Here is a 12,120-nt window from a genome sequence, read left to right on the forward strand (position 1 = left end):
AAAAACTCACAGCTTAGCGCAATCTCTGCAACGACCACTTGGTCTCCTTCAGCAACAAGATCACCTTTTGCGGGAAAAGCATAATATGTATAACAAAAACAATGATATTCCTCGCATCTGCAGTCATTGCGCCCACAAGCAAGGCAAGAGGAAAAAAGAATTGATAATAATCGGCCAGTAATATTTGAAAAGGCTTACCCGCAGGCGTAATGATAGGAACCACCTGGTAACCAAATAATTTCCTGCGCGCAAACAGGAAGAGAAAATACAACAGCAGAAATAGGAACGGAAAAGGTTGCCCGATCCTGATCAAGATCATCGCCAGGGCCGAAAACTCAGCCGACAGGATAACAGTTTGGATCAGCGAAAAATTTTTAGTCCCCGATTGCGCAACATAAGTATTCAATCGAACCTTGATGTCATTTTCTTTGTCTTCGAACTGATGGGTCAGTATGCCGCGCAACCCGTATGCTATCGACCAGATACCTACTGCCGCAAACCATACCCAATCGATTCTTTGATGCGTAAAATGAGCGACACTAGACACCATCAGCAGGCTGACAAAAACATGCGAACCACAGGCATCGGCAAAAAGCCCCCACACGCCTTTTTCTTTCAGCCTGAAGGGCGGGCATGAATACAGGCTGAAGGAGACCCAGGGTAGTAAATATAATACCATGGACAAGACATCCGGATAAAAAACATATTCAAAAAAAAGACCTGCTACGATGCAAATGGCGGGGAATATCCAACGGATGCGGCGTGGTATGTTACTCATCCTGTTGTGCTTTCCGCTCAACGCGTCCACCTCGATGTCGGTAATATCATTGATAAAAGAGACATACGCCGCGCCGACAAAAACAGACACCAGCAAGAATAGAAGCCATAACGCAGTTTTGTATAGTGGCGTCTCTGAGTAAAAATTGGTCGCATAGCCCAAAGCAAGGATAGGAGGTAATTTATAATCCCACCACTCACCGTGTCGTATAGTCTTTAAAATTCCTTTCATTGCTTCTTCAATAGTTTTCTGGCAGCCGAACGGATCAGGCTACCTGATCTTATCCTTAAATAGAGCTCTCCCAACAATTGTTTATGTGAAATAAAGGCAAGCGGGGAAGACCCATTTTCTTTCGGCTCATCATTTTCCGGCGGAGGGATCGGCTGCCATCTTACGGCTGCTTTATTTTCATCATCATATTTCGATCTCTTCCCTGTCGCCACAATGGCTTTCCTCGAAACCCATCCCCGCATGAAGGGGCTATACCGAACAATTTCTATATTGTCGAACCAGGGTTCGAGCAGGTGAACAAAGTGTTCGATATGCGGCGCCACCAGGTGCTTGTGGAATCTGTCATTCCTGTCTTCCCGCCAGCTCCAGGTAAAACCAGTAAGATAAATGGTTCCCCCAAAAACGTCTGCTCTCTCTTCGTATGGTAATTGCCTGTTTGGTCGAAGGTCTTCCAGGTCCATCACCGGAATGAAAACGGCGCCGCCGGGTCTGGTCCAGGCGACCATGTTTGCAACAACTCTTTCGACATCAGTCATGGAATCGACATAATTGTAGGCGGTCCACATACAGGTGACCAACGACCAGGAGGCATTCCATTCTTCTATTGCTTGTGTGAAATCACCCTGCCGGAGAAAAAGTGCGTCAGGGTTGGCTGCCAAGGCAACTTTCAGCATTTCAGGCGAAAGATCGAGACCGGCTCTTTGCACGCCCGGGAACTGGCTAAGAAAATAGCCCGTTCCACAGCCGACATCCAGCCAACGGCTATCTTCCGAAAGCAAATTCCGGATGACAGAAAGCTCCAGTTTTGTGCTCACGGCCGAGAAAGGATTCAGCAGGAAGCGTTCATTGTACTCATTTGCATAGTCGGCGTCATAGATGGATTGCACCTCTTCACATCGCATATTGAATAGGTTTAGGTTCTGAATCTCCAGGTGCATAGCCCAGACTTTCGTGTACCTCAAAGGGGACGATCAGGAGAGATCAAATTGCGGTAAGATCAGAGATGGGCATCACCGGCCAGGAAGCTGCCGGATCGTCTAATTGACGCCTCGAATATACAAAAAAACACTTATAAATAAAGCGGAAAATTTGCTAGTAGAACCCCGACACATCCTTCCCATCGGTGATGGCCTGCTTCAACCGCCCGATAAACGCTGCAGTACCCTGGTCATGCACCAACTGCAGGCTGTTGTCCGCATATTTTAGGGCGGCTGTCTTATCGCCCAGTGCCGCATACCCCTTTGCCAGTCCAAAATTGGTCAGCCAGTCTTTGGGAGATTTATCATAGTTGATCTTAAAGGCCTCAAAAGCCTCCTTGTATTTTTTCATCCGCTGGAGCTTATAGCCATAGTAATAGATATCCTGGGTGTTCCCTTTGGGCCAGGCAATTTTCATTACAGAGTCCGATTCATGCTTGCGGCCCGCCTTTTCCAGTAGACCCGCATAGGTGCTTAGCGTGCGAAAATTGGCCTCTCCAAAATAGGTATTGATGCTCCGGTCTGCCCAGGTAAGCCCTTCTTCGAGGTTCACATCGTTCATCAGGCAAAAATCCGCGGCCTGTTGCATATTTTGCCAGAACTCGTAGAATTGGCCGCTGTTAAAAGCATATCGGTAGGCATCCACCTGTGTTTTTTTAAGGTCCACGGCGATAGTAAAGGGAATTTTTATCTTCTCCCATTCAAGCAAGGCCACGGCGCTGCTGTCGGTTTCGGCGGCAAACTCGTATTTCAGGCGCTCGACACTTTCCGTCACCTTTGTCACGGGTACTTCTACGCGCAACACATCGCTGGCCGCGTTATAATAAAAAGAGCCCCAGGCATTGTTATCCTTTGAGAATACGAGTGTTGCTTTTTCGGGTCCCATGGCGATAAAGAAACCATATTTCCCCGCCGCCAACGGTTTCCCTTCGACGGTGACATCCGTGGAAAATTCGATGGTCGTATTCTCATTGGCCCCGGCCCGCCAGGGTGCCGCCTTGCTGGTCCCATAGTGATAATCGACAAAGCCGTAGGGCACCAGGTCGCCCCAGATCTTCCCTTCCCGCCCGTTGACAGCCGGCCGGCTATAGCTGATAGTGACATCGGTAATTCCAACTTCCTCCGAGACAGTAGCCATTTTACTCGACCTGGGCGTTTTTACCTGCCCCTGTACAGCCAGGGACATGCCTGATACGATCAGCAGGATAATGTTTCTCATCGTTTTAAACGTAAAATCTCCCGTTGTCCAAAAACCCGCAAAAAATTTCGACCAATCCCATGAAATCTTCGCCGAACGCAAGGAAAATAGTTTCTAAAAAAATGGTAGTTTTAACCATGAAGAAATATCTTTTCCTTGCCGTATTGCTCTACCTGTCGGTCCTCACGCCCTTTGCTCAAACGTCAGGCTATACTCCTTCGCCTCAAAACGAGGAAGCCCGGCAATGGTTTACCAACGCCAAATTCGGTTTGTTCATACATTGGGGTCCGTTCAGCTTTCCCGGTGAAGGGGAATGGGTAATGAACAATCGGAATATCACGGTAAAGAACTATACCCGCCTGGAAAAATTCTTCAACCCCATCGACTTCGACGCCCATACCTGGGTATCCCTTGCAAAAGCCGCCGGAATGCGATACATCACCCTCATCACCCGCCACCATGACGGCTTCAGCATGTGGGACACCAGGTTTTCCGATTTCAATATCATGCATACGCCCTACAAAAAGGACATCGTCCGCCAGATGGCCGACGAATGCCATAAACAGGGCATCCGGCTCTTTCTTTACTATTCGTTGCTCGATTGGCGCCGCGACGACTATTCGTGGTGGACCGGCCGAACGGGTAAAGGCACCGGCCGCACCGTCCGCGGCAACTGGAACGACTATATCCAATTCATGAAAAACCAGCTCACCGAACTCCTCTCCAATTACGGCTCCATCGCCGGCATCTGGTTCGACGGCTACTGGGACCAGATGGCGGAAGAAAGTAAAGACCGGAAAGACAATGACGTCAACGCAGACTGGCATATCCGTGAATTGTACGACCTCATCCACCGGCTTCAACCCCAATGCCTCATCGGCAACAACCACCACATGACACCTCTGCCCGGCGAAGACTTCCAGATGTTCGAACAGGATGTTCCCGGTGAGAACACAAGCGGACTCAGCTTCCAGAAGATCTCCGCCCTGCCGCTGGAAACCTGTGCAACCATTAACAACTCCTGGGGATTCAACATCACCGACACCACGTACAAGACGCCGGCGCAGATCGTCGCGCTGCTGGTCAAATCGGCCGGCAATGGCGGCAACCTCCTGCTCAATATCGGCCCCATGCCAAACGGCGAGATCCAACCTGAATTTGTCCAACGCCTTCACTGGATGGGCAACTGGCTCCAAACCTACGGCGCGTCCATCTATAATACCAAAGGGGGCTATCTCCGGCCTCAGAAATGGGGCTGTCTCACCCGGGACGGCGACAAACTCTATGTCCATGTCCTGCAGCAGGATGCGGGCCCTATCCGCCTGGAGCAGTTCCCTTATACGACTATCGTCAAAGCCTGGCGCCTGAAAGACAAAACGCCTGTCAATATATCGCTGCGGGACGGCGTAGCGGAAATTCCCGCCCAGTCGCCAACCCCCGAAGATCCCGACCAGGTAGTAGTATTGGAGGTATCAACGAAAAAGCCCGGATAGACATCCGGGCCGTTGCTAAAAAATCCTATATACTATTAAAAGACTTTGTTTCTACCCTCTAAGACAGAAAACAGATCCGATGGTCCTAGTCGGACCTCTTCCAACCATCAACCTTCCCAAATAAAAAATTTGAAAGAAAGATTTATTTTACATACATTTAATGAATTAATCGTTTTTTATGAAAGGAACCCACCTCGGCGAATTCGAAGAGCTGGTCTTGCTCACCATTGCTTCCCTGGTGAATAATGCGTATAGCGTGGCGATTTGCGATGAACTCTCCAAACATGCCGAGCGCACAGTTAAATTGGGCGTGGTGCACGCGGTATTGAATCGCCTCGAAGAAAAAGGCCTTGCAAAAAGCGAGCTCGGTGAGGCTACTGCCACGCGCGGCGGCAAACGCAAACGCTTTTATGTCCCCACCGGCGCAGGAAAAGCCTCGCTGGTGCGCGCAAAAGAGATCCGGGACCAATTATGGCAAAAGATCCCTAACCTCACCTTAAAACAAATCTGATGAAAAAGAAGAAAACGGCCCAACCGCCAAAATGGGCAACCCGGTTTCTCACTTTATATTGCCGGCCCGAATTGTTGGAAGATCTTCAGGGCGACCTGAACGAATTTTTCGAACGCAACCTGCAGGCCCGGGGCGCCTTTCTCGCCCGGCTCATCTATGTTATTGACGTATTGAAGTTTTTCAGACCCTATACGGTCCGAAGACCTTCCCTTGTCAACCCGTTGAACAGAAAGATCATGTTTGCGAGTTATTTCAAGACCTCGGGGCGCGTAATTATGCGCAATAAACTGTTCTCAGGCATCAATATCATAGGTATGGCCGTCAGCATGTCGGTCGGCCTCCTTGTCATCGCATTCGTGTCGGACCTGTTTTCCTTCGACCATACGCTGAACAACAGAGATCGGATCTATCGGGTCGTCTCCACATTAGTGCCCGCCGGTTCTCCCCCGGTGAAACTGGCATCCACTTCCTGGAAGGCCGGTATGCTGCTCCCACGGGAGATCCCCGGTATCGAATCCATCGTCATTTTGCGCAGGGGGTTCAGCGGCGACGCCAAAATTGGCGAAAGCACCGTGCCGGTCTCCGGCCTATACGCCAACGAAGGTTTTTTTGATGTCTTTAGTTTTCCGTTGGTGAAAGGAGTGGCAGCCACAGCGTTGAAACAACCTCGCTCGCTTGTCCTCACCCAGACCACCGCAACGAAATTATTTGGCCTTGCCGACCCGATGGGGAAAGTGATAAAAGTCGATACGGTGAATTATACCGTTACCGGTATTTTGGCGGATATCCCGAAGCTTTCACATATCCAGTTCGAAATGCTGGTGTCCTTGTCATCGATCGATGTGACCGCGCCTGCCTCCTCCAATGATGGCAACTATTTGGACTGGACAAATATTTTCTCCAACTATGTTTACGTGTTGCTTTCGAAGAAAACCGATCAGGCCACCCTTACAACGGCGCTAAACAGTCTGAACCAACGCGAAAACGCCGCAAGTGGCAGCCACAATAAGATACTCCTTTCACCACAGCCACTGAAAGCCATCCCCGTCGGCACGCCGCTGGGAAACGAACTGGGCTTCGTCATGTTCCGCGTAGCGGTACTCACCCTTGCCGGACTCGCCCTTATCATTATTCTCTCGGCCTGCTTTAACTATACCAATCTGTCGATCGCTCGTTCGCTCAGGCGCTCCCGTGAAGTGGGTATCCGAAAAGTCATCGGCGCAAAGCGTATCCAGGTCATCGGCCAGTTTATTGCCGAGTCGGTTATCATCTCACTGATCTCGCTGTGCTTTGCATTTTTTATTTTCCTGCTGCTGCGCGGGCAGTTCCTTTCATTTTTCCCCGATCTGCAACGTACCCTTTCCCTTGAGCTCTCGCCGCGGCTCGGCATCGCTTTTATTTTGCTTGCCGTTGTGGTCGGGGTGGTCGCCGGACTCCTGCCCGCCCTCTTCTATTCTAAAATAAATGCGGTGCAGGTGTTGAAGGACGCTTCTTCGCTGAAAGTGTTCCGGCACCTCAGCCTGAGGAAAGCATTCGTCGTGATCCAGTACACATTTTCGCTCATCTTTATCACCGCGGCCGTCATCGGTTACACGCAATACGAGGGTTTTATCCGGCTAGACTTAGGCTTTACTACGACGAACATCCTCAACATCGATATGCAGGGAAATAAGGACGACGTATTTGTAAAAGAATTGTCTGCCATCCCCTCTGTCCGGGGAATTTCAAGATCATTGATCGTCAGCAGTCTTGGTTCCCTTTGGGGGACCGACATAAAATACAGGAACCCATTGGATTCGGCAGGGGTTGACCTCAATTATATCGATGAGCACTATCTGCCGCTGCATAAGTATACTTTTTTGGCCGGTCGTAATTTTACCCCCAAACCAAAGGATGCGCCGGAAACGGAGACCATCGTGAACCAGCAAGTGCTCAAACGTTTCGATATCGGCCATAACAACCCGGAGAAAGCCATTGGGGAAGTAGTAACCATTGACAATAAACGGTTGACCATCGTGGGCGTGTTAAAGGATTTTCATTACGGCACCGTAGAGAGCAAGATCGATCCGACGGCTTTCCGCTATTCGGCCCAACCTGGCCGCTACGTCAACGTAAAGGTCGACCCCGCCAACATACCCGCCACGATCACCGGCATCGAAACCATCTGGAAACAGCTGGATAAGGTTCATCCGCTCGATGCAAAATTTTATGATGACCAGATCGAACAGGCCTATAGAGCATATTCGGTAATGGTGAAAGTCATCGGCCTTTTTGCCCTGCTCGCGATCTGCATTTCCTCCCTCGGCTTGTTCGGCATGGTCATCTATACAATGGAAAAACGGGTAAAAGAAATAAGCATCCGCAGAGTCTTGGGCGCCGGCAACGGCACGCTCGTGTACTTATTGAGCAAAGGATTCTTGTTTTTGCTGCTGATCTCGGCATTGATTGCCCTCCCCCTCACCTGGCTGTTCTTCGATAAGGTGGTGTTGACAAAGATTTCCTATCACCAGCCGATCCAGTTCAGGGATATATTCATTGGTCTGTTCTTCATAGCGGCGATCGCCTTTATCATGATCGGCACGCAGACCTTGAAAATTGTTCGCACTAACCCGGCCAGGGTGCTGAAAAACGAATAGGTAAAGGTCTCGATTTTTACCAGGTCTTTGGCCCTTTATCCTTCGTTTCTTTAATGTTGAGCGGGTTCGGCCCCAACATCCGCCCCTGCAGCGCAGCCATGGCCTTTTTTGCATCTTCCTCCTGCTTCATCTCAACGATCCCCTTTCCCCGGCTCAGGCCAGTGATCGGATCGATAAGTATCCTGGTGTAATCTACCCAACCAAAGGGATTAAACAGACGCTGGAGATCAAATTTGTCGAAATGCTTCGGAAGCCCGGATATCGTCATTCGCATGAAACAAATGTAATAAAAAACCGTCTTCCGGCGGTTTTTTGCGCAATCACTGCGTTTTCGCGAGGCCCCCAGCATACAATTTTAGAACTATTTCATGCTGGATTTGAGGCGTTTAGCAATCTTAGCACCAACTTGATGCACAATATAGCTGGCCTTTTGTGAAATTTACCGAAAATTCCCTCATGAAAAGGGCCGAACATCCGGAAATTGAAGTGCCTGTTCTCTCCAAAGCAGTGCTTGAACAGGAAAGGAAGATGCTGCTGGACCTCGGTAATGATATCACCAGCGTCCGGGATAAGAATGACCTCCTGGCCCTATTCTCAAAGCGGATCAAAAGCCTGTTTTACTTTACGCATACCATCGTTACCCTCATCGACTACAAAGACGAAACCTATACCCCCTTCCTGCTGGACGACGAAAACTCTCCGATCCGCGCACATACCCTGTATCAGCAATTGATAAAGGCCCGTTTTTCGCTGAACGAACCCTTTATACAGGCCGTATTGCATACGGCGGACCCCATTTCCTTTATACTGGAAGATATCATGGACAAACCGCTGAGCCCTCTCTTCCTCCGGGTCAACCATGAAGAAGGCGTGCAGGAAATTTTGATGACCAGGCTCATGAAAGAAGGTAAACCGATGGGTTTTATCCATATCTATACGGACCGCCCCGGCAGCTTCACCAAAGAATTCAGGAGCGTTATAAAAGGCATTGCCCCCCAACTCTCCGGCGCCGTCTCCAATATTCTCAAGAATGAAGAGATACTCAACAAGGAAAAGGAAAAATCCTTCCTTCTCGACTTCAGCAGTGATATAGCAAAGGTCCGAACGAAAGTGGAATTGGCCGCTGCCGTTCATTCGTCCTTAAGCAAGCTCACGGACCTTAAAGCATATGCCATCCGAAGGATCAATGAGGACGGGGCTACCTTGAGTCCGTATATCTTTGACCCTGGACCGATACCGCCGGATAAAAAAGAGCAGGATCGCCTGGTCAATACCAACTTCCCCATCAACGACGGTCTGCAGAATAGGGTGCTGGAGAGCAATATCCCGCTCCTGTTCAATGTAGACAGGGAGATCCAACGTGGCATCACGTCCAGTTACCTGCAGTTTTGGAAACGGATGGAATACAAAACCCTCGCAGGCATCAGGCTCCGCAACGCGGAAACGAATCTGGGAATTTTGTGGCTGGCTATCGAAGAGATCAATATTCAGCTCTTGCAGGGCATATGTAGCCAGATTTCCATCGCCATGGCCAATATCATCGCCAACGAACAGGTCAGCAAAAAGCAGGAAGAGCAGGCATTTCTGCTGGATTTCAGCCATGATATCACCCAGGTAAGGACCCGGACCGAACTGCAGGACGCGATCATCAGGGTCATCGACAAGACCATGCACACGAAGCTGGCCATGATTCGCGTCATCGACGAAGACGGCTTCCACCTGTCTCCCTTCATGTTCGACAGGACCTTGTTTAAGAACGCAGAAGCGACCTTTGATAAAATGTCGGTCAACCGCATCACTATCGAGGAGCCCTATACATCTCGGGTGCTCGCCAGCAAGGAGGGGTTGGTCTTCAATGTAGCGGAAGAAATAAGGGATGGCAATGCCTATGCACGGCTCTGGGAGACCACCGGATTAAAGAACATGTATAGCCTTCCCCTGAGAGCAGGCGACAAAAATATCGGCACTATCTGGCTATTGGCCAACCGGCTGAGCAAGCTGATGATGAAGGGCATTTGTTCCCAGATATCCATCGCCATCGCCAATATACAGGCGAATGAAAAGCTGCTGGCTTACAAAAAGCAGTTGGAGATCGAGAACGACTACCTGAAAGAACAGATCCATACCATCTATAATTTTTCCGAGATCATCGGCCACGGCGTGGCAATGCAGGAAGTATACCGCCTGGTGTCCGTTGTAGCGGGAACCAATTCCACCGTCTTGGTGTTGGGTGAAACAGGCACTGGCAAAGAACTGATCGCCCGGGCTATCCACAATACCTCATCGCGTAAGGATAAGCTGATGGTAAAGGTCAATTGCGCCGCACTACCCGCCAGTCTCATCGAAAGCGAGCTATTTGGGCACGAACGGGGCGCCTTCACCGGCGCCATCGATCGCCGCATCGGAAAATTCGAACTCGCCGATCATAGCACCCTGTTCCTGGATGAGATCGGGGAGCTGCCGCTCGAAGCCCAGGCAAAACTATTGCGGGTGATACAGGAACGCGAAGTAGAGCGGCTCGGCGGTAAGCAAACGATAAAGGTCGACGTTCGGTTGATTGCGGCAACCAACCGCAACCTGGAAGATGCGGTAAAGGCGGGCCGATTCAGGGAAGACCTCTTCTACCGCCTGAATGTATTCCCCATCCAGCTTCCCTCACTACGCGAGCGGCCGGAAGATATCGAACCGCTTGCAAATTTCTTTGTCGCCAGGTATAGCCGGATCACCGGCAGAAAGATCAAAAATATTTCGCCGAAGGTCCTGCAACAATTGGGTAGCTACACCTGGCCGGGCAACGTGCGGGAGATGGAACACCTGATAGAACGCAGCGTCTTGCTGACACCCGGCGACACCTTACAGGAGGTCTATATCCCAAGGGGGACAACAGCGGAAAAACAAAATCCCGCCCAACTGGCCAATCGCTCACTGGAAGAGGTCGAACGTAGTTATATTATTGAAACATTGCAACGTTGTGCCGGCAAGATATCCGGCGCCGGCGGCGCTGCCGAAATATTACAGATCCCGGGCAACACCCTGCACTCCAAAATGAAAAAGTTAGGCATCGGCAAGGCCGATTATTTTCTCACCAAATGATTCACTTTATTTAAGGAGACCGGTCGGCATTTCACCAAATACAGTGAAAATTGGCCCTCCATTCCGCTTTCATATTATTGATTTTCAATAGTTTGAACATTTGGCATTCCGCTGGCACTCCGTAAGGAAAATCAAAAACTCAAATTATGAAAATCGTAGTCATTGGAGGCTCCGGCCTCATCGGTACCAAGGTAGTTGCCAAATTGCGGGCGCGTGGGCATCAGGTGATTGCCGCTTCACCCAACACAGGGATCAACACCATTACGGGCGAAGGATTGGCGGAAGCCCTGACCAACACAAGCGTGGTGATCGATCTTGCCAACTCCCCCTCATGGGAAGACAAAGCGGTCATGGAATTCTTTCAGACTGCCGGCCGCAACCTGCTGGCGGCAGAGATCAATGCCGGCGTAAAGCACCACGTCGCCCTTTCCATCGTGGGTGTCCTTCTCATGCAGGACAGCGGCTACATGCGGGCCAAAAAAGCGCAGGAAGATCTGATTATGCAATCCGGTGTGCCCTATACCATCATCCGGAGCACCCAGTTTATGGAATTCATTAAAGGTATCGCCGATCAGGCCGCAGAAGGCAACGTGGTCCATATTTCCGATGTCCAGTTTCAACCAATTGCTGCTGAAGATGTAGCCACGTTCGTAGCCGAGGCGGCGCTCGAACCACCCATCGATGGTATAAAAGAGATAGCCGGACCCGGTCGCTTTACCATGCCGGAGGTGGTCACCCGCTATCTGCAAAGCACCAACGATCCGCGCAAGGTCGTGCCCAATAGCCACGCCCAGTATTATGGCGCCCAGATCACCACCACATCCCTGGTCCCGGCGGGTCAGGCAAGGCTTGGAGCGATCAACCTCGAAACCTGGCTGGCGGGTCAACTTCAGCACGCTTAAATTCTGATTGTAAACAACCAAAACCAAAAACAAGATGGAAAATAATGATTCATTAGGCGAAGTCCTGTCCAACCTCAAGGAAAAAGGCTATAAAGCCGACCTCAATTTTGAAACAGACACTTTCGCTCTTTATGGCGGCGATCTGGACATGCGGCTCAACCCCGAAGAATTTCATGTAGACGAGATCGATCGCATCGGCAACGGCTCCCATCCCAATAATGACGCCATCGTGTACGCTATCTCCGTCTCTACGGGCGTAAAGGGCGTTTTGGTGGATAGGCATTGAATGTCAAACCCGCAC

The 12,120-nt window shown here is 50.3% G+C and carries 10 protein-coding genes; 6 read left to right on the forward strand and 4 right to left on the reverse strand.

Annotated features, from left to right (window positions below; translation table 11 throughout):
- Positions 1–13 precede the first annotated feature (13 nt).
- The 3 genes from IEY39_RS09025 to IEY39_RS09035 form a co-directional block, all read right to left on the reverse strand.
- On the reverse strand, positions 14–1,009 hold the full coding sequence (locus IEY39_RS09025) for a UbiA family prenyltransferase (RefSeq protein ID WP_188930722.1): 996 nt from the start codon (positions 1,007–1,009) through the stop codon (positions 14–16).
- Entirely contained in the window at positions 1,006–1,911 is a 906-nt protein-coding gene (locus IEY39_RS09030; RefSeq protein ID WP_188930724.1) for a class I SAM-dependent methyltransferase, read from the reverse strand. Before IEY39_RS09030 ends, IEY39_RS09025 begins: the two co-directional genes overlap by 4 nt.
- Positions 1,912–2,101: 190 nt before the next feature.
- Positions 2,102–3,205, reverse strand: a complete 1,104-nt coding sequence (locus tag IEY39_RS09035) for a DUF2911 domain-containing protein (protein WP_229688834.1) — start codon at positions 3,203–3,205, stop codon at positions 2,102–2,104.
- Positions 3,206–3,321: 116 nt separating this feature from the next.
- On the opposite strand from IEY39_RS09035, the gene IEY39_RS09040 reads away from it, so the two are divergent.
- From IEY39_RS09040 to IEY39_RS09050, 3 genes are all read left to right on the forward strand, one after another.
- Positions 3,322–4,677: an alpha-L-fucosidase gene (locus tag IEY39_RS09040; RefSeq protein ID WP_188930726.1), complete on the forward strand. Its 1,356-nt coding sequence runs from the start codon at positions 3,322–3,324 to the stop codon at positions 4,675–4,677.
- Positions 4,678–4,855: 178 nt separating this feature from the next.
- On the forward strand, positions 4,856–5,188 hold the full coding sequence (locus IEY39_RS09045) for a PadR family transcriptional regulator (protein WP_188930728.1): 333 nt from the start codon (positions 4,856–4,858) through the stop codon (positions 5,186–5,188).
- A complete protein-coding gene (locus IEY39_RS09050; protein WP_229688835.1) occupies positions 5,188–7,824 on the forward strand; it encodes an ABC transporter permease in 2,637 nt (878 codons plus the stop codon). The genes IEY39_RS09045 and IEY39_RS09050 overlap by 1 nt, the downstream gene beginning before the upstream one ends.
- Before the next feature lie 16 nt (positions 7,825–7,840).
- On the opposite strand, the gene IEY39_RS09055 is transcribed toward IEY39_RS09050, so the two are convergent.
- Positions 7,841–8,098, reverse strand: a complete 258-nt coding sequence (locus IEY39_RS09055) for an RNA recognition motif domain-containing protein (RefSeq protein WP_188930730.1) — start codon at positions 8,096–8,098, stop codon at positions 7,841–7,843.
- 182 nt (positions 8,099–8,280) lie between these two features.
- On the opposite strand from IEY39_RS09055, the gene IEY39_RS09060 reads away from it, so the two are divergent.
- The 3 genes from IEY39_RS09060 (at position 8,281) to IEY39_RS09070 (ending at position 12,105) form a co-directional block, all read left to right on the forward strand.
- The gene (locus tag IEY39_RS09060) at positions 8,281–10,917 is read left to right on the forward strand and encodes a sigma-54-dependent Fis family transcriptional regulator (protein ID WP_188930732.1); all 2,637 of its coding nucleotides are present in this window, start codon (positions 8,281–8,283) and stop codon (positions 10,915–10,917) included.
- A gap of 146 nt (positions 10,918–11,063) precedes the next feature.
- Positions 11,064–11,819: an SDR family oxidoreductase gene (locus IEY39_RS09065; RefSeq protein ID WP_188930733.1), complete on the forward strand. Its 756-nt coding sequence runs from the start codon at positions 11,064–11,066 to the stop codon at positions 11,817–11,819.
- A 34-nt stretch (positions 11,820–11,853) separates the two neighbouring features.
- On the forward strand, positions 11,854–12,105 hold the full coding sequence (locus tag IEY39_RS09070; RefSeq protein WP_188930734.1) for a phosphoribosylpyrophosphate synthetase: 252 nt from the start codon (positions 11,854–11,856) through the stop codon (positions 12,103–12,105).
- Positions 12,106–12,120: the final 15 nt, after the last annotated feature.

This window comes from Puia dinghuensis, from assembly GCF_014642875.1.
GTDB lineage: Bacteria > Bacteroidota > Bacteroidia > Chitinophagales > Chitinophagaceae > Puia > Puia dinghuensis.